This is a genomic window from Deltaproteobacteria bacterium (assembly GCA_029858205.1).
Classification (GTDB): Bacteria; Desulfobacterota; GWC2-55-46; order GWC2-55-46; family DRQE01; genus JAOUFM01.
In genome coordinates, this window is the sequence record JAOUFM010000008.1 from 42,229 (window position 1) to 61,978 (window position 19,750).

Annotated in this window: 18 protein-coding genes and 6 tRNA genes; 10 read left to right on the top strand and 14 right to left on the bottom strand. The window is 53.3% G+C overall.

The annotated features are described in order from the left end of the window. Nucleotides 1-40: 40 nt before the first annotated feature. Nucleotides 41-127: transfer RNA gene (locus OEV59_07345), tRNA-Leu, on the bottom strand. A 152-nt stretch (nucleotides 128-279) separates the two neighbouring features. Here OEV59_07345 and OEV59_07350 point away from each other — a divergent pair. Then, nucleotides 280-660: a helix-turn-helix domain-containing protein gene (locus OEV59_07350; GenBank protein ID MDH4227552.1), complete on the top strand. Its 381-nt coding sequence runs from the start codon at nucleotides 280-282 to the stop codon at nucleotides 658-660. A 117-nt stretch (nucleotides 661-777) separates the two neighbouring features. On the opposite strand, the gene otsB is transcribed toward OEV59_07350, so the two are convergent. The 6 genes from otsB to pal form a co-directional block, all read right to left on the bottom strand. After that, complete coding sequence (gene otsB, locus OEV59_07355; GenBank protein MDH4227553.1) at nucleotides 778-1,569, bottom strand: trehalose-phosphatase; 792 nt, start codon at nucleotides 1,567-1,569, stop codon at nucleotides 778-780. Continuing rightward, on the bottom strand, nucleotides 1,566-2,984 hold the full coding sequence (locus OEV59_07360; protein MDH4227554.1) for a trehalose-6-phosphate synthase: 1,419 nt from the start codon (nucleotides 2,982-2,984) through the stop codon (nucleotides 1,566-1,568). Before OEV59_07360 ends, otsB begins: the two co-directional genes overlap by 4 nt. Nucleotides 2,985-3,057: 73 nt before the next feature. Beyond that, nucleotides 3,058-4,278 carry a glycosyltransferase gene (locus tag OEV59_07365; protein ID MDH4227555.1) on the bottom strand — a complete coding sequence of 407 codons (1,221 nt, stop codon included), beginning with the start codon at nucleotides 4,276-4,278 and terminating at the stop codon, nucleotides 3,058-3,060. Further along, on the bottom strand, nucleotides 4,275-4,955 hold the full coding sequence (locus OEV59_07370; protein ID MDH4227556.1) for a DUF5752 family protein: 681 nt from the start codon (nucleotides 4,953-4,955) through the stop codon (nucleotides 4,275-4,277). Before OEV59_07370 ends, OEV59_07365 begins: the two co-directional genes overlap by 4 nt. A 35-nt stretch (nucleotides 4,956-4,990) precedes the next feature. After that, complete coding sequence (locus tag OEV59_07375; protein MDH4227557.1) at nucleotides 4,991-6,034, bottom strand: mechanosensitive ion channel family protein; 1,044 nt, start codon at nucleotides 6,032-6,034, stop codon at nucleotides 4,991-4,993. 90 nt (nucleotides 6,035-6,124) lie between these two features. Continuing rightward, on the bottom strand, nucleotides 6,125-6,646 hold the full coding sequence (gene pal / locus OEV59_07380; protein MDH4227558.1) for a peptidoglycan-associated lipoprotein Pal: 522 nt from the start codon (nucleotides 6,644-6,646) through the stop codon (nucleotides 6,125-6,127). A 254-nt stretch (nucleotides 6,647-6,900) separates the two neighbouring features. Between pal and OEV59_07385 the strand changes: the two genes are divergently transcribed. The 9 genes from OEV59_07385 to OEV59_07425 all read left to right on the top strand — a co-directional run bounded on the left by OEV59_07385 (nucleotide 6,901) and on the right by OEV59_07425 (nucleotide 11,114). Beyond that, the gene (locus tag OEV59_07385; protein MDH4227559.1) at nucleotides 6,901-7,710 is read left to right on the top strand and encodes an N-acetylmuramoyl-L-alanine amidase; all 810 of its coding nucleotides are present in this window, start codon (nucleotides 6,901-6,903) and stop codon (nucleotides 7,708-7,710) included. Between the two features lie 28 nt (nucleotides 7,711-7,738). After that, nucleotides 7,739-8,422, top strand: a complete 684-nt coding sequence (gene rph / locus OEV59_07390; protein MDH4227560.1) for a ribonuclease PH — start codon at nucleotides 7,739-7,741, stop codon at nucleotides 8,420-8,422. Further along, a complete protein-coding gene (locus OEV59_07395; GenBank protein ID MDH4227561.1) occupies nucleotides 8,419-9,024 on the top strand; it encodes an XTP/dITP diphosphatase in 606 nt (201 codons plus the stop codon). The genes rph and OEV59_07395 overlap by 4 nt, the downstream gene beginning before the upstream one ends. A 28-nt stretch (nucleotides 9,025-9,052) precedes the next feature. Next, nucleotides 9,053-9,129: transfer RNA gene (locus OEV59_07400), tRNA-Pro, on the top strand. Between the two features lie 79 nt (nucleotides 9,130-9,208). Next, nucleotides 9,209-10,315: an ADP-ribosylglycohydrolase family protein gene (locus tag OEV59_07405; protein ID MDH4227562.1), complete on the top strand. Its 1,107-nt coding sequence runs from the start codon at nucleotides 9,209-9,211 to the stop codon at nucleotides 10,313-10,315. Nucleotides 10,316-10,564: 249 nt separating this feature from the next. Next, nucleotides 10,565-10,641: transfer RNA gene (locus OEV59_07410), tRNA-Arg, on the top strand. A 168-nt stretch (nucleotides 10,642-10,809) separates the two neighbouring features. Next, a tRNA-His gene (locus tag OEV59_07415) sits at nucleotides 10,810-10,886 on the top strand. Between the two features lie 33 nt (nucleotides 10,887-10,919). Further along, nucleotides 10,920-10,995: transfer RNA gene (locus OEV59_07420), tRNA-Arg, on the top strand. Nucleotides 10,996-11,038: 43 nt separating this feature from the next. Then, nucleotides 11,039-11,114, top strand: a tRNA-Lys gene (locus tag OEV59_07425). An 86-nt stretch (nucleotides 11,115-11,200) separates the two neighbouring features. Here OEV59_07425 and OEV59_07430 read toward each other — a convergent pair. The 7 genes from OEV59_07430 to OEV59_07460 form a co-directional block, all read right to left on the bottom strand. Then, nucleotides 11,201-12,016, bottom strand: a complete 816-nt coding sequence (locus tag OEV59_07430; protein MDH4227563.1) for a hypothetical protein — start codon at nucleotides 12,014-12,016, stop codon at nucleotides 11,201-11,203. Between the two features lie 50 nt (nucleotides 12,017-12,066). Continuing rightward, nucleotides 12,067-12,888 carry a hypothetical protein gene (locus tag OEV59_07435; protein ID MDH4227564.1) on the bottom strand — a complete coding sequence of 274 codons (822 nt, stop codon included), beginning with the start codon at nucleotides 12,886-12,888 and terminating at the stop codon, nucleotides 12,067-12,069. Nucleotides 12,889-12,970: 82 nt separating this feature from the next. Then, the gene (locus OEV59_07440) at nucleotides 12,971-13,480 is read right to left on the bottom strand and encodes a hypothetical protein (protein MDH4227565.1); all 510 of its coding nucleotides are present in this window, start codon (nucleotides 13,478-13,480) and stop codon (nucleotides 12,971-12,973) included. 6 nt (nucleotides 13,481-13,486) lie between these two features. Continuing rightward, the gene (locus OEV59_07445) at nucleotides 13,487-14,083 is read right to left on the bottom strand and encodes a DNA-3-methyladenine glycosylase I (protein MDH4227566.1); all 597 of its coding nucleotides are present in this window, start codon (nucleotides 14,081-14,083) and stop codon (nucleotides 13,487-13,489) included. A gap of 75 nt (nucleotides 14,084-14,158) precedes the next feature. After that, entirely contained in the window at nucleotides 14,159-15,058 is a 900-nt protein-coding gene (locus tag OEV59_07450) for an Lpg1974 family pore-forming outer membrane protein (protein MDH4227567.1), read from the bottom strand. 76 nt (nucleotides 15,059-15,134) lie between these two features. Continuing rightward, on the bottom strand, nucleotides 15,135-15,710 hold the full coding sequence (locus tag OEV59_07455; protein MDH4227568.1) for a hypothetical protein: 576 nt from the start codon (nucleotides 15,708-15,710) through the stop codon (nucleotides 15,135-15,137). A gap of 151 nt (nucleotides 15,711-15,861) precedes the next feature. Then, entirely contained in the window at nucleotides 15,862-19,704 is a 3,843-nt protein-coding gene (locus OEV59_07460; protein ID MDH4227569.1) for a hypothetical protein, read from the bottom strand. Nucleotides 19,705-19,750 lie beyond the last annotated feature (46 nt).

Consider the following 19,750-nt stretch of genomic DNA (forward strand, 5'->3'; position numbering starts at 1 on the left):
GCTGGTTATGCGCGTAAAAAAAGGCTGCTTCCGTAAAATCTGGTGCCGGAGGCGGGAATCGAACCCGCACGGGGTTGCCCCCACGGGATTTTGAGTCCCGCGCGTCTGCCTGTTTCACCACTCCGGCACTTGCTTATTTATCACTAACACAGAGAACGCCAAGAGTCAAGCGGCAATAACGGCCTTACTGCGCGGCTAATTTCAAAAATACATTATCTTTTTCACCGTATCTTTATTTTACGGTTGCCATAATGACGGCCTGGGTATATACTTACGTGCATGTTGAGCACACACGACATACTGTGCAGGCTAAGAGAGGTCAGGGAAGAGAGACGGCTCAAACAGGACAGCGTGGCAAAGAACATCGGGGTAGACCGAACTACCTACATACGCAAGGAACAGGGCGTCATCCCGATAACCACCGAAGAATGGTTAAGACTCGCCAAGACGATGCGCCATGAGCCTTCGTACTTCTTCGGCGGCAACGGCAACAGCGGAATTGCCGACTCCCTGGAGATTAAACTCCTGGAACTCTACCGCACGCTCGAGAACGACGAAAAGGCCGACCTCATCTCATGCATCCATCTGGTGCTTAAGGGAATAAAAAGAAAAACCACCAGGGATGCGCTAAAACGCCTCTCAAGGGGCAAAAAGAAGTAAGCCTGACACATGGACTCTTTGCGCATATCGCCGTATACGAACGGATTCGACGCCGCTACGGAGTAAATGTGCTTTTTAAGCACAGGCAGGCTATAAACAACGTTTATACCTTCGAACTCACCCGTGGTTTTGCCGCTTGCCTCTGCAAAGGTCCTTAAGCTTCGCGAGAAACACGTCCACATCGCTTTGCAGCGAGAACACGTAATCCGAGGAATCGTCCGGCACTCCTACATATATCGACACGCCTCTACCGTTGACCACGGCAAATGCGTCCTTATCGGTAGTATCGTCGCCTATATAGACCGGGTACGTGCCGCAAAATTCGTCCTTCGATAAAAGCCACTCAACGGCGCTTCCCTTATTCCAGGCAAACGATGGGCGCACCTCATATACCATCTTGCCACTAAAAACGCTTACGGCCCCTATAAAAGGCCCTACCGTATCCTCGAACTCCTTGCAAAAAGCAGCGACAAATCGCGCATCAAGCATCCGGTAATGCACGCTAAACGTCGCCCCTTTCTGCTCAAACAGCGCACCGCCAAACCTGGCGCAGAGGGAATCTATGCGGGGCCTTAACTCTTCAAAGGCTGCCCTACACGCGGCGCCCTGATCCACTATGAGAGTATAATCAGGCGCCGATATCTCCCAGCCGTGATTGGCAACGTACGTTATGCCGTCTATCCCGACACGCTCCTTTAGATCGGCAAGCCCCCTGCCGCTCACTATAGCCACCTGATAAATGCCTGACAACGCCTTGAGAATTGTCTTTGTCTTATAGGAAAGGAAGGCTTTTTCAGGATGCGCGGCAATGGGAGTGAGCGTGCCGTCATAATCGAAAAATAAAGACACAGGCCGCTTGGCTATCTCCAGCGCGAACCCTTCGATGTCGCTAACTATAACCCCGCTCACTTTATCGTCTTCATCTCTTTTAGTATGTCGTAGACCCACCTGTTGATGTCCATTTCCTTTATATACCATCTGGCACGCTGCATCTCCGTGCGCTTATCGGCAATCGGCCTCTCCAGGGCCTCCTTCATCGCGTCGGCACAGCCTTCTATGTCGTAAGGGTTTATCACTGTTGCTCCCGGAAGGTCCTCGGCAGCACCGGCGAACTCGCTTATGAGAAGAACTCCGTTTAAGTCGACCTGGGAAGCCGCGTACTCCTTTGCAACAAGGTTCATGCCGTCGTATATGGAGCCTATCTTGGCGAAGTCAGCGCCGCGGTAAAGCGCGGCGAGATCGCGGTGCGCTATCTTTCTATCGATATACTCTATCGGCCTCCATGCGCCCCTGGAATACTTGCGATTTATCTCTGTAACGCGCTTCCTCACGCTTTCTGTATAGCTTAAAAACGGCTCGACCTTTCTCGTTGGAACGGCCACCTGCACATAGGTAAACTTGCCCTGATACTTATGATACTTCGAAAAAAACATATCCACCGCGTCCAACGACTTTATCAGCCCCTTTGTGTAATCGAGCCTATCGACGGCAAGCCCGAGCTTTATGCCTTCAAGGCGCTTATATTTCCTAAAGCGCCTCATGAAACCAATAGAGCGCTCCTCGCTGGCAGCGGAATCGAACCAATCGTAATCAATACTTATAGGGAACGACTTTACCCTGCTTACATGCCCAAGGTGCGAGACCTCGTCTACGTTTTGCCCGCTTCCACGCCCAAGTTCCTTGCCAACACACCTTAAAAAATTTGTCTTGAAAGAATCTATCTGAAAACCTATAAGATCGTTAGCGAGAACGCCTTCGAGTATTTCTTTTCTCTGCGGACATACGCGAAAAACGTCATACGGCGGCCACGGGATGTGCCAGAACATCGCAACCGTCACCCTCGGCATGAGCTTCTTTATGAACTTTGCGCAAAGCGCGAGGTGGTAGTCCTGCAGCCAGACAAAGGCCGTTCTCCATTCGCGCTTTTTTATCTCATCCACGACCGCCTCGGCAAAAAGCCTGTTGACCTTTACGTAGCTTTGCCAGTACCGCTTTCTCAGATACACCCTGTCGAGCGCCATATGGCAAAGCGGCCAGAGAAGCCTGTTCGAGTACCCGTTATAGTAGTTCTCCATATCAAAGGAATTCAAGACCACGAGCCTGGCTGTGTACGCCGGGTCGTCAAACGGGACCTTGTAGCTGGTTATTTTGAGGTCTTTTCTTTCGGTAGCAGAGGCTATCCAAACGCCTCCTACAGAGCGCATCACGCCGTCAAGCGCGGAGACGAGCCCTCCAACGGTCTTCTCGCTCCTGCCGCGCTTTATTGAATAAGGCTCTCTGTTGGATACGACAATAAGCCTTTCTATCGGAATTCTTTTGATCATCAGCCCCGCTTGCTTCTCCCCTTACAAAAAACCGATGAATCAGCCCCAAGGCTTCGTGCATCCATTTTTAACGTCAAAGATAGATAAGACTCGAGTCCCTGTGCTCCATGGCAACCCAAAGAGCGAGATAGCTCTTGATGTGCGTTGTAATAAGGAAGTTCCTTCTCATATGCTCCCTTGCGGCCTCGCCCATGGCAAGCCCGAGCTTCGGGTTCTCGAGAAGCTGCCTTATCCTGTAGGCAGTGCCCTCGACCGAGCGGACAAGGTAGCCGGTAGTTCCGTTTATGACCTGAAGAGGTATGCCGCCTACATCTCCTGCTATAACCGGCTTTCGCTTCCAGAGCGCCTCGGCAACCACAAGGCCGAAACCCTCTTTCGTGGATTTCTGTATAACTATATCGGCGCCGGACTGGAGCGCGTTTATATCGCGGTCGCTAAACGGCGGCAAAAGAAGCACATGTATATCCGGGTCCTTGTCTGTCTTTGCCATGACCTCTTCAAGTACCGCCGCGCCCTCGGGGTCGTCGTCTGCAGAGCCTCCTGCAAGCACAAGGCGGCACTTATGGTACTTTCTCACGCTCTTGAAGGCCGCGATAACGCCGACCGGGTCCTTAAAGCGGTCGAAACGTGACACCTGAAGGAGCACCGGCATATCTCGCGGCACGCCGAACTTTTCATAGACCTCGGAAACCTCTCCCTCTGAGAGCTCTATGTTTTTTTCGCTAAGCGGGTCGATGGATGGCGGTATTATGAACTGCGGCTGGGGAAGGGCTTGGGCAAAGCTTGCTACCGAGAATATAGCGGCGTCGTACTTGTCGACTATCCTTTTAAGAAGGTACCATGTGCCCCTGTCCGGCGAGGATATGTCTATATGGCATCTCCAGACCCAGTTGCCGCCCTTTTTCTTGTCTATAAGCATGGCTGGCTGCGGGTCGTGTATGAACACGCAGTCGCCATCGGTGTCTATTTTCTTCGCGTTCTTAGCGTTGACCTCTTCATATGTCTCCCACATTTTTTTGGATATGAGCACGCTCTGGCCCTGAAGGCTGTTATGTATGCGCTTGGTGACGTCGAAAAAGGGCTGTGTGCCCTTGAAGACCTTCCATATGGCATCGACCCCCAATTCGCGCATAAGAGGCACCATGCGCTGCAAAAGCTCGGCAACGCCGCCGCCAACTGCCGTTGAATTAACATGCAAAAACCGCCTGCCGCGAAGCCTCTCGCTAAGCCTCTCTATGGCGCGAATATCACCAGGCAACGCTATGCCGTCGTAATCCCTAAGCCCCGGGTTCATAGGACACCTCTAATGCCTTTCTCGATTATACCGACGAGCTTACCCCTTAACATCTCGGTCGTATACATGTATGGGTCAAGCGAGCGTATGGCAGAGGCCATGCGCTTACATCTTTCATCGTCGAAACAATCGGTAAGAAAACGGCTGAAATCGTCGTGCGCCTTGCCAAGCCTAAGCCTTGCCTCGTAGAAATGAAAATATATGCTGGAAGAGTCTACCGTCTTTACCGCCTCGAGAAACCCCTCAAGACTCGTCACCTCATGCCCCGATGGCAGCACTATCGTAACGCCTTCGGCGAAAAAGAATTCCTTGCCCTTTATAACAGGCCTTGGCGCCGGGTATTCTTTCAAGTGCCCGGTTATGATGCGTATGATTTCACTTTTTATCTGGCTTATGCCCGCGTATTCGAAGGGGTTTATATTGGCAAGCCGCTCTGCGAGTATCTTTTCTTCAAGCGCCTCTGCGGCCCACACGGCAAAGTCATTTGTGAACTCTGGAGGCTTCACATGGGGCCTTAAAAAGCTCTGGTGCATATGATGGAATATGACGGAGTCGCTAAGTGTCTCGAGTATCTCGACAAACTCTATCACGTCGCCGGCCTTCCTGCCGGTGACCTTCAAAAGCGCCATGCACTCGTTAAAACGAAACGGCTCCTTTGACATGAGTTCTTTTGACATGCGTGGGTGCCTATTCCTTTCCGCAGGCAAGGGCTTTAGTGTTCCTTCTTAAGATGAACCGTTCTTATCGGGAACGGTATCTCGATGCCCTCCTGCTTAAATCTCTTGAATATTCTTTTACGAAGTTCGTGCTGCACATGATATTGGTCGACAAACTCGCGCACGCGGCATATGAGCGTAAAATCCAGCGACGACTCGCCAAACCCCGGGATAAAGCGCACAAACGGCGCCGGGTCGGGAAGTAACCCGTCCACCTCTGTTGCCGCCTTTGTCGCCTCCTCTATAAGCACGGCCTCGACCTTGTCGATGTCGCTATCATAACTTACGCCGACACTTACCAAAAGCGACATGTTCTGTTCAGGCAGATTATAATTCGTAACTATGCTCTGCGCGAGCTTGTTATTTGGCACGATGACCATGTTGTTCTGGAGCTTTCGTATCTTTACCGTTCTCCAGCCTATGTCCTCGACGTAACCTTCCTCGCCGCTGTCGAGTTTTATATAATCTCCAACCCTAACCGACTGCTCGGCTAGCATGTAAATGCCGGCAAAGACGTTCGAGAGCGTATCCTGGAGCGCCAGGGCCACCGCAAGGCCTCCAACGCCAAGGGCCGTGACTATCGGGGTTATGGATACGCCAAGACCGTTTAAAACAACGAGGCCACCAAGGAGCAGCACGATACCCTTTATGACGATAATCAGCAGCCCCGTGACAGGCACCGCCTTAACGCTTCTCTCGAGATGGTAGCGCACGGCGCCGGCAAGGATATTGGCGACCGCGAATGTGACGGAGAAGATTATAAGAACGTTCAAGGCGCTAAGCGCGTACCTGACGTACCTCTCGCCAAACTCGGACATAGCTATGGCCGCATACAGGGAAAGCGCAAGCACCCAGAAAAACGAGGGCTGGCGGACGGCCTCGATGGCCATATCGTCAAGCTTCGTCTCTGTCGAGCGCGCCCATCTTACAAGGGCCCTCATAGCAAGAGAGCGCAGCACAAAGAGAATTAGCGCCGCGACCAGAAAAACGGTCACGGAGAAGATAATATTATCCTCGCCAAGGTCTTTAAAAAAATACATATGATTGAGCTTTCTTTGGGAATCGGCGCCCCTTTCATCTGCCTGCCAAAGGACGCCGATATGATCGAGTTGAACTGAAAAACTTGCCGGCTACCTTACTACGAAGTGACCTCTTCTATTCTGTTGCCAGCAACTCTCTGTCGAGGCCGTGCAAAACGGCTTTTCCTCGCCGTAGCTCTTTACCTGTATGGAGGATTCCTTAACGCCAAGCATCACGAGATACCTTTTCACGGCCTCGGCCCTCTTTTGCCCGACGGCGATATTGTACTCGGATGTTCCGCGCTCGTCGCAGTGCCCTTCGACAAGAACACTTTGCCCCTTCGCCTTCAACGTTGCCGCGTTATCCCTAAGGGTCGCCTTGGCGTCTTCCCTTAGCACGTATGAATTATAATCGAAGAACACGTCACCGACGGGCTTTAGCCCCGCGGTATCGTCAACCGGCTCCTCCTGTAGCGGCGCCGGAGCCGTTGGCTCTGGCACGGCCGCTGCCTCCTGCTGCTGCGGCTCATCGGCCACCGGCTCTGAGGGCGGCGGATTCTTTGGACATCCCGAAAGCAACATACCTGCCGCAAAAAGAGCGGCCACAACCCACACAAAACCTGTTTTCTTCATCACCTCGTACCTCCTTCTTTTTTTACACCTTGCAACACGCATTGCGATAGTAATCAAGGACGCAGAAAAAACTCACTACCCAGTTTACCAGACGCATACGGGCCATGTCAAGGCGCGACGGGCGAATTTACAAAAAAATCACGACATAAGCGACGGCGCCTGACGTAGCTAGCCCTGCGCCTTGACGTATGTATTGACATAACGCCCTTTGCGGCTTAAAATTGAATTTTACGCACAAAACACCAGTGAGAACAATGATAAGGACCATAGCGGCCATATTGGCGGCCATTACATTCGCGTGCGCAGCGCCCATCCATGCCGGCAACGTTCCCGGCACCGTGCGGACGATAGTCATAGACCCGGGGCACGGCGGCGATGACGTCGGCGCAGTAGGCCCGGGCGGGACAAAGGAAAAGCTCGTAACGCTAAAGGTTGCCTCCGCATTGAAGGACGAGATAGAGCGCGCGATGCCCGGGGTAAAGGTGGTGCTCACGCGCACAAACGACTCAACTCTAACGCTGGAAGACAGAACGAACCTTGCCAACGAAAAACGCGCTGACATATTCATAAGCATACACGCCAACGCTGCCAAGAGAAAGGACGCCTCCGGGGTGGAGACGTTTTTCTTAAGCCTCGATTCTTCCGACGACGACGCTCGCATGACGGCGGCTTACGAAAACAACGTCCTCTCCGTTGACGAAAACAAGTACGGCGACGATACCGACAATTTAAAGTCCATACTCTGGGACATGGTGCAGGCCGAGGCTCACAAGGAGAGCTCGCTTCTGGCCGAAATAATACAGGCCCGCGTCGTGGATACGCTTGGCTCTGGCAACAGGGGCATAAAACAGGCTCCATTCCACGTCCTCTTTGGCGCGACAATGCCGGCAATCCTCGTCGAAGTTGGTTTTATCTCCAACCCTAAAGAGGAAAAACTGCTAAGCGACCGCGACCACATAGCAAAGATAGCCCTGGCCCTCGCGTCAGGAATAACGGACTTCGACGAAGAACTGACAAAACGCATAAGCACGGCAAGGAGAACCAGTGCAAAAACCAAGGATTAACGACAGGGCCGACAACGCCCTTAGGGAAATGAACATCGAAAGAAATTATCTGCGCTTTGCCGGAGGCTCGGCCCTCATAAAGGCCGGAGAAACACACGTCATCTGCAGCGCGACATGCGAGGAAGGCGTGCCTCCGTTTTTAAAAGGCTCCTCAAAGGGCTGGATAACGGCCGAGTACTCTATGCTCCCGGCCTCCTCGCAAAAAAGGATACAGAGAGAGAGTAAAAGCGGCAAGCTCACCGGCAGAACGCACGAGATTCAGCGCCTGATAGGCAGAAGCCTTCGCGCAATCGCCGACACAGCGGCCCTTGGCGAGCGGACAATAACAATCGACTGCGACGTGGTGCAGGCAGACGGCGGCACACGGACCGCCTCCATAACAGGGGCGTACGTGGCCCTTGCAGACGTTATAGCTAAACTCATGGCCTCTGGCGCAATCACAAAGAACCCGCTTATCGACTCGGTAGCGGCAACGAGTGTGGGAATGGTCGGCGGCAGAGCGCTTCTAGACCTCGACTACTTTGAGGATTCGACAGCTGAAGTCGACATGAACGTAGTTATGACAGGCTCCGGGAAAATAATCGAGATACAGGGCACGGCCGAGGCCGCGCCTTTTTCAAGGGAAGACCTGAATGCGCTTATAACCCTTGCCACAAAGGGCATAAACGAGCTCACCGCGCTCCAAATGGCAGTGCTCTCGAAACAAAAGTGAAGAAGCTCGCCGTAGCCACAAATAATAAAGGCAAGATAAAGGAAATAGAGGCTATCCTCGAAGGCCTTGGCATTGAGCTTGTTTCTCTTAGCGCTATCCATGGCGCAAAGCTTCCGCCGGAAACAGAGACGACATTTCAGGGAAACGCACTCCTAAAGGCACGCGCAATCGCCTCGACTAGCGGCATTGCCTCGCTTGCCGACGACTCGGGGCTCGAGGTCGATGCGCTAAAGGGCGCTCCGGGAGTATACTCGGCAAGGTACGCAGGCGAGAACGCAACGGATGAAGCAAACAACCAAAAGCTCCTTGGCGCGTTAAAAAACGTGCCAAAGGAAAAACGCTCGGCGCGCTTTGTCTGTTCCATAGCGCTCGTGCTGCCCGGAGGCGAAGAATTCACGTTCGAAGGAACCATGGAAGGAACCATCGCTTTCGAGGAAAAAGGCGCAAACGGCTTTGGCTACGACCCGCTCTTTATCCCTGCTGGCATGGACAAAACCTCTGCCGAGCTTTCATACGAGGAGAAAAACAGGATAAGCCACCGCGGCAAGGCCCTTGAAAAATTCAAGTCTTTTATATCATCTTCGAGAAACCCCTTGAAATAGAGCACGCGGCATAATAAAATTAACAAATCGGGGCGTAGCGCAGCCCGGTAGCGCGCCTGCTTTGGGAGCAGGATGCCGGAGGTTCGAATCCTCTCGCCCCGACCATATTTATAAAAATAGCTAACCCTTCTCGCACCTAACAAGCAAGCAACCTGTCACGCGCGACGCAGCGCACCGGACAATCGTGGACACAGTAAAAACAACTTCGACAAAAGCCTCCACCGACCGCACACTCGATGCGCTAAGTGGCTGCCTCCTTGGCACTGCCGTTGGCGACTCTGTCGGGCTTCCTGCCGAGGGCATGAGGCCAGACAGGATAAAAAAGCTCTACCACGGCCATTGGCGTCACAGGTTTGTCTTTGGCCGCGGCATGCTTAGCGACGACACCGAACACGCGTTCTTCACGGCCAAGGCGCTTCTCGATTATCCAGACGACGTCAGGGGCTTCGAACGCTCTCTTGCCAAGAGCCTTAAGCTCTGGTTTCTCTCTCTTCCTGCAGGCATAGGGCTTGCTACCCTCAGGGCGTGCATAAAGCTCTGCCTCGGTTTTCCTCCGTCAGGAAGCGGCGTACGCTCTGCCGGAAACGGCGCGGCAATGCGAAGCGCGATAATCGGCGCGTATTTCTCGGATAACGAAGACGCAAGGGTCTCTTACGTCAGGGCCTCGACTATGATGACGCATACCGACTCGCGCGCTCTAACAGGGGCCTTGGCAGTAGCCAACATTGCAGCCCTTGCGGCAAGGCATGACAGCCGGGCTCTGCCGACAATAAAGGACATAGCTGCTGCGCTCGAAAAAGCCGGCACAGGCGATAAGGAGTGGCTAAGGTTAACGGCCGAAATGCTAAAAGCAAACGAGAAAGGCCTCTCTGTAGCCGAATTCGCGGCCAAAGTAACGGATATCGAAAAAGGTGTTGGCGGCTACGTGTACTCGACAGTGCCGATAGCGATATACTCATGGCTTCGCCATTATACGGATTTTCGCATGGCAATCGAAGCAACCTTGTCGCTTGGCGGCGACACCGACACCGTAGGCGCCATAACAGGGGCGCTCTCAGGCATAAGCGCCGGAGAAAAGGGCCTGCCGCGCGAATGGGTAAGCGGCATAGCCGACTGGCCGCTCTCCGTAAATCTCTTAAGAAAAACAGCAAGTTGCCTTGCGGCCCAAAAAACCGGAGAAGTAGCGCCTGATAAGGTGTTCTACTTTTACCCGGGCGTAATAATACGCAACCCGTTTTTCATGCTCACCGTGCTCATTCACGGCCTAAGGCGCCTTCTGCCGCCGTACTAACGCACAAAGAAAGCCAACCCTTGACAACCCCCGTGATTTTCTATAATATTATAAGGTTAACGGAAGCCGTCCAGTCAATACACGGACAGCATCGATAAAGCACTATTGCAGCGCCTTAAGCGTCGGTCCCAGGGCCGTGTTTAGCAGTCAGAGAGCCGCAAACGGCAGGGACAGCAGAAGACGCTTTATTTTTTTAAGCTACACGGCGGCACGCGCCGTCAGAAACAAGAGCGCCGCCCGTTACGGTTTGCGCCCGTAGCTCAGTCGGATAGAGCAACTGCCTTCTAAGCAGTGGGTCGGGGGTTCGATTCCCTCCGGGCGCGCCAAGTAAAACAGTTATCGGTTATCAGTTATCGGTTTGCGGTTTGCGGTTGTCGGTTATCAGCTATCGGTTTGCGGTTGTCAGTTATCGGTTGTCGGTTATCAGTTATCGGTTTGCGGTTACGGATATTTTTCTCCGGCAACCGTTCACCGTCCACCGATAACTTCTTATGGTGGGCGTAGCTCAGCTGGTTAGAGCACCGGACTGTGACTCCGGGTGTCGGGGGTTCAAATCCCCTCGTCCACCCCAGTTTTGACATAAAGAGAGAGTTTTGAAACCGTTGCGCCTGTAGCTCAGTGGATAGAGCATCGGCCTCCGACGCCGAGGGTCAGAGGTTCAAATCCTCTCAGGCGCGCCAACGTTGGGCGCTATAGAGATAAAGAACATTTTGCAGCACACTTGGGCCGCTAGCTCAGTTGGTAGAGCAGCTGACTCTTAATCAGCGGGTCGCAGGTTCGATCCCTGCGCGGCCCACCAAGAAATCAGGCGGGGGCACGGTCAAACACCGTGCCCCCGCCTTTTTTACTTCACATAAACCGCACCGCACGCCGGGCCGGGCGCCGTCAAAATTCGACCTTTACGACCTCCTGGTTCTCGAACTTGACACCCTCTATCTTGGATATCTCTTCAGGGTTCATGTCCTTGCCGGCGCCATTGAAGAACTTCTCGAACTGCTTTTCGTCATTCACTATCTTTCCGAAATCGATGTCCATGATGGTCACCAGCCCCTCGGCGGCCTTTGCGTGCCGGGCATTGGTCTTGACTATCTTGCCGCCGACCTTCACCACAACGGATATCCTCATTTTCTCGAACATCGTCTTCATCATGGCCTTTGCGGTTTCCGTCTCCGCATCGCTTTTGGCCGTCTCGCCGGTCTGTGCCGCCGCGCCGTCTTTCGCGGCCTTGCCTTCCTCTTTTGCCGCAGCCTTCTTTTTGTCCTTATCCTGCGGAAGATTCACTGTGAGCACGGCGTTATCCCCGCTTCGCTCGAAACCGAAGGTAATGGGCCGCTTATCGCCGCCCTGCCCCGAATCGGCAGGCGCGCCTCCAAAGACCCTGTCCTTGCCGAGCTTGACGTTCCTTATATCGTCGAAAACATATACCGTGCGCATACCAACGCCCTTATCTGTCTTCACCTGCTCAACGGACTTGAACCTTACGCCCGTTGCCGCGTCCTCGGCGCCGTGGTCTTTGTTTTTCTCTTCCTCAACGGTTTTCTTCAAATCCTCCTCGGTAATCGGCATGCCAACAAAAAGCACTGTCAAGGACATCTCTCCGCTGCCGTCCTTTTTAACGTCTATGACCGTTTCGGCATCGAGGCACCCTGAGAGCAAAAAGGCCAGCGCCGCCACCAACAATAAAATATGCCTGTTTACCATGTTGTCTCTCCCTATTGTAATGAAATTAGACGCAGCCGCTCGCGCCGCCATTAAAACACAATATCGACGGCCTTTGCCCTGTCGGCAAACAGCTCGTCATAACGGCCGGAAAGCTCGTCCATCTTGTCGGCCTTCTTGCCTTCGCCAAGGAAACGCTTAAGTTTCTTTTCGTCATTTATGAGCTTGCCGTAGTTTATATCCATCATCGTTACAGCGCCGCCGTCCTTGTCAACGCGCGCCGCGTTCGTCTTTTTTATCTTACCATCCACCTTCACGGTAAGGGCCATACGGAAGCCGTCAAACATCTTTTTAAACATTTCCTCGTCCCTGGCCTCTTCTTCGGGAGTTTTCCGCTTTTTTGCTCCGGAGGCCTTGTCCTTTGGCTCGGCCTTTTTCTTATCGCGCTTGGGCGCTATCACAGTCAGGAGCACTGATTCCGGATTAGCGTTACCGGCCTTTACAGTTTTGCCTGCGGCGTTATTTTTGAAGGCAAACGTATAGAACGTCGCTGCCGCGTTATCCTTGGACGATTCCCCCATCATGTTCTCGGTGCTTATCTTTACCTTGCTTATGTCGGTAAAGGCGTACTGCACCCTGATGCCGTGGCCGTTATCGGCCTTCACCGGCTCTACGGCCTTAAGCGTCACGCCTTCGCCCATTTCGGCGGCAAGAGCCTCGTACTTCTTGGTCATGGCCTCGTCCACCACAGTCGGCTTTGCGTCCGCTGACTTCGACGCGGCAACGAATATTATCCTCGAAGTTATCTCGCCGCTGCCGTCCTTCTTTACGCTGACAGACGTATCGGTATCCACACATCCGGCCAACAAAAACATAACCGCTGCAATTAACGCAAGGAATACTCCGTTTTTCATGCCAAACCTCCGCTTGATTGTTTATACCGAAAAGCCCTCAGCGCGTCTACACGGTTTATATAAGCACACCCCGCATTACCTGTCAATACGCCCCTCCTCGACGCCGCTTCAGATACCTTGCAATTAACGCAACGGCAAGACTTACTACTCCAAGAATCAACGCAAATACGTCTTGAGCAAAGGTAAAGAACGGCGTGAACATGTCGTCTGGCGGATATTCTCCCGTCCGTTCGGTGAACTCTACTATCGATTTCACATAATTCCATCTGGGCACATCTGTGGCGGCCAGGAGCAATGCAAACGCCAGATTCAACCAGACAAGCCTTGATGAACCGGAAAGCCTGCTTATGCCAAATACAAAAACCGCCAGCACGAAAAACGGAAACGAGTAAAATCCGGCCGTAAACAGCGCTCCAGCAATATCAAAGGATTTTTCGGGATATCTTGCACCAAAGAATAAATGATAACAGTGGAGTATGCCCACCTGTAAAATAGCGCCAAGCAAGAGCACGTAATACGGATATGCCCTAAAATTACCGATACGCCTGTACAGGCCCGGCGCAGCCGCCGTATCTTCAGAGGATGCCGCCATTGCCGCTCACCGTTTCTTTCTCTGCACCTCTTTATGGCGAAAACAGCCGACCACATGGTCGTTTACGAGCCCGGCAGCCTGCATGTGCGCGTACATGGTGGTTGGGCCGACGAACTTGAAGCCGCGCCGCTTAAGTTCCATGCTAAGCGCAGCCGATTCCTCCGACACAGCCGGAAGCTCGCTCATCTTCTTCCACCTGTTTACCTTCGGCGCGCCCCCTACGAAACTCCACATGAAAGAAGAAAACGTCCCGAACTCGGCCCTTACCTTCAAAAACGCCCTGGCGTTAGCAACTGCCGCGCTTATCTTCTGCCTGTTACGTATGATGGCGGCATCTTTCATAAGGCTCTCGACCTTGCGTTTATCGAAGCGAGCGACCTTTACCGGGTCGAAGGCGGCAAAGGCCCGTCTATAACCTTCGCGCTTATATAAGACAGTACGCCAGCTAAGCCCTGCCTGCGCGACCTCGAGCATGAGAAACTCAAAGTGCTTCATGTCATTATACAAGGGGACGCCCCATTCCTTGTCATGGTATGCCGTCATGAGCTTGTCGCCCTCCGGCCAGGAACAGCGGCTTACAATCTTCTTATCCCTCTTCTTCATATCATCCCCCAAACAAAAGCCCCCTTTGCCTTATACAGAGCAAAGGGGGCCGGGTAGAGCGCATTAACAGGTCTATCAGAACCCGTAGGTAAAGCTTAGCGTAACGCCCTGCGTTCCTATGCTCTCGGTGGTGTTCGTGCCGCCAGGCGTCCAATCATCCACAAACTGCTCAGGTGTCTGGACTCCGTCAAGGTGCGAAATTACGTACCCAAGCCCGAGTGCCGCGTGCTCGCCCAAATGGAAAACGCCCTTTATCTCAGCCTCGAACATGGGGTTTACCCTGTTCTCTTCCTTGGAGAACTTTACCGTAGCCGTCTCGGTATGCTTGTAATCGAACTCCGTATCTCCGTTCAAAAGAGCTGCGCCAAAGAGCGCAACAATGCTAAAACTATCGCTCACTTCGATATCTCCCTCGAGAGCGAACTTCGGTCCGTAACCCGTGTAGGCGTAATCTATGGCGACCTTTTCCGGAAAAGCGCCGCCCTTGTCATAATCCGTATCTATGGTCTCATCCACCTTTACGGCCCTGAACCCTATAATGGCGTTCAGAGACATATCGCCGACCTTTACAAGCTCTCTTCTTAAGTCAAGGTCTACCACGAGATATTCAACACTCGCATCGGTCTCTACTGTGCAACCGGTACACGAACCATACGAAAGATTCCACGAATTTGTCATGAAGTAATCGAGGTTGCCGGTTGCCTTGGATGTCTCCTCTCCTGTGTGGCGGGTTATGGAGAGCCCGTATCCGGCGCTATCGACAAAGGAAAGCTTAAAGCCCGGTTCGTACGGAAACTCGAGCGTATGGCCTGAGCCGGAGCCCGCCATATTATCGGCGGCGTAGGTATAATCGAGGTTGGTTATCTGCACCATCTCGACATCGAGCGTAATATCAAGGGCCTCGGCCTTCGAGCCAAAGGCCATGACCGCTGCCGCAGTGAGCGCAAAAACAAGATAAAGAAATTTCTTTGACATAATACCCCCCCTTTTTTGAAAAAGAATTAGTACACCCTTTGTATCATACGACAGCGCACAAATCAACCTTTGCGCCCTATTTCTCGTCGTCCCCGAAGAACACGAGCGCAGAGGCCAGGCGCTCGCACCTCTTTATCTGGCGTTTACGCGGCGGCCAATTGATTGCGAATGTGGCAAGGGATTCCCAAAGCGATATCCACGCGGCAATGGTGAGCCCCTCGGCAAACACCGCGCCCGAGACCGTATCGGTTATGCCGGGTATCCTGTTTACCCAGATGGAGAGAGAAAGTACTATAAGGCCGATAATCAGAAATATCACCGACGACCTCACCATCTGAGCAAGGCTTCTGGCCTCGATTTCGCGAAGATAGTCGAAGTAGTTTGCGAGGCTCGCCCGCACCCTCTGACGCAGCGGCTCCTCGTTATCCCCGGGAAAGCGGAAACGCAGCACAAAGTGCTCGCTGCCGATATCGCGCACACAGTCTATGAGATAATCGACGAGGTCTTCCTCAAGGTCCTTTTTATAATGCGGCGCGGACTTATCGAAGTCGTTATAGAGGTCCTCGACCTTGGCAGTGGCGACCTCTATTACAACGCGCCCGTCGCGCGTTCTCTGGTACCTGTCGAGTATGTTTCCCTTTTTTGCGACCATGACTTTAAATATAGCAGGGTTTGGGCTTGTTGAAAACAAAAATACGCTTCGCAAAAAAATCCCCGGCCTTTGAAGACCGGGGATAAGATTAACATCATACGCGCCGCGCCGTATATTCACGCGCCAGGGCGGCTGCCGCCCCTTAATAAGGCTATCTGACGCGCCTCGCCTTTAACTCAAGGCCGCTTCTCTTAGGCCCCCTCTTTACAAGAAAGCTCTTTACCGCTTCCACATTGCCAGCGTTATCTATGGAATAAATCCTGACCTTCATCCCCTGAGTAACGCTTATCGGCACTCCTGTATAGACCAACTCCGGCGTGCAGCTTTCCGGCCCGACGCAATAATACGTCGCTGCGCATCCGCTGCCAGTATCGCTGCACTGAAGGCTCGCGCTAGCATTAACCAGGGCTAAGGACGTATCCGGTGCCGTAGTATCCGCTGGCGGCGGAGGATTGTCTGCAGGCGGAGTAGGATTGTTAATGACTATAGAGTACCGCTCCGTCAAGGCTGCCTCGGTATTACCGGCGCTGTCAACGGAACTAAACCTCAACACCGTATCCACGGCAATCTGCAACGCAGCGCCGTCATAAGGCGTCGTTGGCTCGCAATTCTCGCCTGTACAATACGCGATAGAGCACAAGGAGTAGTCGTCCTGGCAGAAAAGGCTTACCTCCTGCGCAGCCGAATAAGCGCCTCCTGCTATAGAGGCGTAGCTGACCGGCGCAGTAACGTCCGTGCACGAGAACTTGTAGACCTCATAGCTGTAAATGTCGGCGGCGTATACATTACCCGCACGGTCGACCGTAACGCCAATTGGCAAGAAGAGCGGCAACAGATTATCTACGCCACCGGCGTCTACGCCGGCAAGCGGTGTAAGCACGCTCGTGCCGGCAGGCAGCATGGCTACATAGCTCTTGAACCCGTACAGATAGCTTATATAGGCATTGCCCTTCAAATCCAACGTAAGACTTCGCGGCGAAGTGCTCACCGTGCTAAGCGGCGTAGCGGCGGTGGTAATAACGCCTGTTACGGCGTCTATCCTGCGAAGACTGTTGCCGTCCACTATATACACATTTCCTGCAACGTCCACGGCAACATCCATCGGACTAAGCAGGCCTGCGTCCACAGCCAGTCCGCCATCCCCCGTAGCGGCGGCTGCTCCGGTGCCGGCTATGGTTGTAATGACACCTGTGGTCGCATTCACCCTGCGCACACGCTTGTTATAAGTATCGGCAATATACATGTTGCCGGATGAATCCATGCCTATTCCCTGCGGAGCATAGAGCTGCGCCAATACCGCAGAATTGCCGTCCCCCGAATACCCGTTAACCCCCGTGCCGGCAACGGTCGAAACCGAAGCATCGGCGGCTGAGACCTTTTTCACGGTTCCCTGCGATATCACATAAACATCCCCGGACAAACTGTCGACAGCAAGGTCCCCAGGAGCAACTACCGAAGCGACGGTGGAAATGGTTTTTGTTACGCCGTCCACTTTACGGACTCTGTTGCCAAAGGTTTCCGATATATACAGACTCCCGGCAACATCCGTACCCATGCCTGCCGGATGCATCAACACAGCCTCCTTAGCCGGCCCGCCGTCGCCCATACCAATGGCCCCGGCAAGCACAGATACGCTGCCACTTGCCACGTCTACCTTATAGATGTGCGACATGCCTTTAGCTTCCAACAAGGACACTGTTGCCACATAAAGATTGCCGGAAGGATCAGTAACTACGCCGTATGGCTTTTCCTGAGTGCTCACCGCAAAGGGCGAGTTCCAGACAGTGGTAATGACCTTGGTAGAGGCGCTTACCTTGCGTACAACCGAATTATGCATGTCCGATATGTACAAATTATCGCCTTTATCAACTGTCACGTAAACAATCCCGCTGATCTTGGCATTCACGGCAAGACCGCCGTCTCCGGAATACCCGTTAGCCCCTGTGCCTGCAACGGTGGATATATTGCCTGTGCCGACATCCACCTTCCTTACGCGGTTATTCCATCTGTCTGCTATGTAAACATTACCAAGGCTATCCACGGCCAGACCAGCCGGGTTATTCAACTGCGCGCTGGCAGCAGGGCCGTTATCGCCAGAATACCCGCCAACACCCGTTCCCGCAAACAGCGTGACCGCGCCGGTAGCGCCGTCCACACGCCTGACCCTGTGATAACCGCCTTCGGCAACATAAAGGTTGCCTGAAGCGTCAACAACAACACCGTCGTACCCGTAAGATAAAACTCCATGATCGAACACAAGCGATATGATGCCGGTAGCCTTGTTGACTTTATACACTTTATAAGCGCTCTTAAAGTATAAATTGTCGGACGAGTCCATGTACAGCACCGAATCCGCGCGCAGAAGCACCGAAGCCGCAAGTTGGTTATCGTAATTACCCCAGTAAAGGCCGGAACCGACCACGGTGGATACCGTGTTTGTCGCCGCATTTATCTTACGGATACGATCCCCTTCAACAAAATAAATGTTGCCTGCGGAATCCATGGTAATCCCGTCGCCGTGAATCAGCGCATCCGTTGCAAGAACCCCCTCGCCTGTATAGCCTCCAGCGTAAGACGAAAAAAGCCTGTTAGGCAGGAAATCGGCACTACACGCCAACCCCGACGGTGCCGGAGGAGGGTCTGACGGTGGAGGAGTACCGGGCGGCTCTGCCGCAATGCTCACCACATAAGTAACGGTCTGCGTCTGTTCGGCGTTACCCTGGTTATCAACCGATTTAAAGCTCACATCCGTGCTGCTATTTATAGCCACCGGGCCGGAGTATATCATCGACGGAGAACAGCCCATGCCCATGCAATAGAGCACCGAATCGCAGCCTGAAAAATCATCGGAGCAGCTAAACTCCAGGTCAAAGGCCGCAGAGTACCCGCCAGAAGAGTGCGAAGCAATCGTAGACGGAGGCACGGTATCTACGCAAACGGCTTTGAGGATGCGCGAATTGCTAAAGTCGGCTATGTAAATATTGCCTGCTCCATCAAGCACCACGTCCTTTGGGTAGGCTATCTGAAAGGTCGAACCGGGGCCGCTGCTGCCGTTATTTCCAAAAGTCCCCGTGCCTGCTATGGTAGAGATAACTCCGGTAAAGGCGTTTACAAGACGAATCCTGTTGTTTACGGTGTCGGCAATATAGAGATGCCCCTGGCCGTCAACAGCAACACCGCTTGGCCAGTTAAGCGTTGCCGCGGCGGCAGCGCCGCCGTCTCCGGAAAAGCCCTGCGCCCCCGTACCGGCAATGGTCGTGATGACGCCGCTTGCGCCGTCTATGCGCCTGACTACGTTATTTACCTTGTCGGCAAAAATCATGTTGCCGGACTTATCGAACACCAAACCGTCCGGGTAAAAGAGCTGCGCCGAGACGGCCGCCCCTGCGTCACCAGAATAACCCCACGTGCCGTTGCCGGCAAAGTTTGTCAGCGCGTTCGTCGCGACCGTAAGCTTGTATATGTTATAGTCCCGCGTCATGTAGATATCCTTCGATGCGTCGAGCGCAAGGTCGAAGCCGTTGAAGGTGCCTGAGTTAAGGGTCGATATCGCGCCGCTTGTATCCACCTTGCGGACCTTCTTGTTGCCGTAATCGGCTATGTAGAGGTTGCCGGAAATATCCACCACGACGTCGTAGGGGTAGAAAATCTGCGCGTTTACAGCCTGGCCGCCGTCGCCCGAATACCCAGACGTACCGTTACCCGCGACCGTAGAGATAACGCCGGTTACGGCATCGACCTTGCGTACACGATTGTTGGCGGTATCGGCTATGAACACGTTGCCAGAGGAATCGACGGCAAGGCCTTCGGGGTTGGCGATCTGTGCGGAAGCAGACGATCCGCCGTCGCCGGAATAAGCAGTTACACCGTTGCCGGCAAAAGTGCTGACATTACACTCAACTGCCAGGGCAACCGATGAAGCGCCAAGGACTACTGCAAACAGGATAACCGGAAACAACCGCACAGCCACAACAGACATCGCTCTCAATATCATAGAACCTCCTGGCACTATTTAATATCAAGCCAATCAGACTGTTTAA

Coding starts and splice junctions, on each gene's coding strand:
- OEV59_07350 (MDH4227552.1), top strand. CDS start 280: ATGTTGAGCACACACGACATACTGTGCAGGCTAAGAGAGGTCAGGGAA.
- OEV59_07455 (MDH4227568.1), bottom strand. CDS start 15,710: ATGGTCGCAAAAAAGGGAAACATACTCGACAGGTACCAGAGAACGCGC.
- pal (MDH4227558.1), bottom strand. CDS start 6,646: ATGAAGAAAACAGGTTTTGTGTGGGTTGTGGCCGCTCTTTTTGCGGCA.
- OEV59_07360 (MDH4227554.1), bottom strand. CDS start 2,984: ATGATCAAAAGAATTCCGATAGAAAGGCTTATTGTCGTATCCAACAGA.
- OEV59_07445 (MDH4227566.1), bottom strand. CDS start 14,083: ATGAAGAAGAGGGATAAGAAGATTGTAAGCCGCTGTTCCTGGCCGGAG.
- rph (MDH4227560.1), top strand. CDS start 7,739: ATGAACATCGAAAGAAATTATCTGCGCTTTGCCGGAGGCTCGGCCCTC.
- OEV59_07370 (MDH4227556.1), bottom strand. CDS start 4,955: ATGTCAAAAGAACTCATGTCAAAGGAGCCGTTTCGTTTTAACGAGTGC.
- OEV59_07440 (MDH4227565.1), bottom strand. CDS start 13,480: ATGGCGGCATCCTCTGAAGATACGGCGGCTGCGCCGGGCCTGTACAGG.
- OEV59_07435 (MDH4227564.1), bottom strand. CDS start 12,888: ATGAAAAACGGAGTATTCCTTGCGTTAATTGCAGCGGTTATGTTTTTG.
- OEV59_07375 (MDH4227557.1), bottom strand. CDS start 6,034: ATGTATTTTTTTAAAGACCTTGGCGAGGATAATATTATCTTCTCCGTG.
- OEV59_07460 (MDH4227569.1), bottom strand. CDS start 19,704: ATGATATTGAGAGCGATGTCTGTTGTGGCTGTGCGGTTGTTTCCGGTT.
- OEV59_07385 (MDH4227559.1), top strand. CDS start 6,901: ATGATAAGGACCATAGCGGCCATATTGGCGGCCATTACATTCGCGTGC.
- OEV59_07430 (MDH4227563.1), bottom strand. CDS start 12,016: ATGGTAAACAGGCATATTTTATTGTTGGTGGCGGCGCTGGCCTTTTTG.
- OEV59_07450 (MDH4227567.1), bottom strand. CDS start 15,058: ATGTCAAAGAAATTTCTTTATCTTGTTTTTGCGCTCACTGCGGCAGCG.
- OEV59_07365 (MDH4227555.1), bottom strand. CDS start 4,278: ATGAACCCGGGGCTTAGGGATTACGACGGCATAGCGTTGCCTGGTGAT.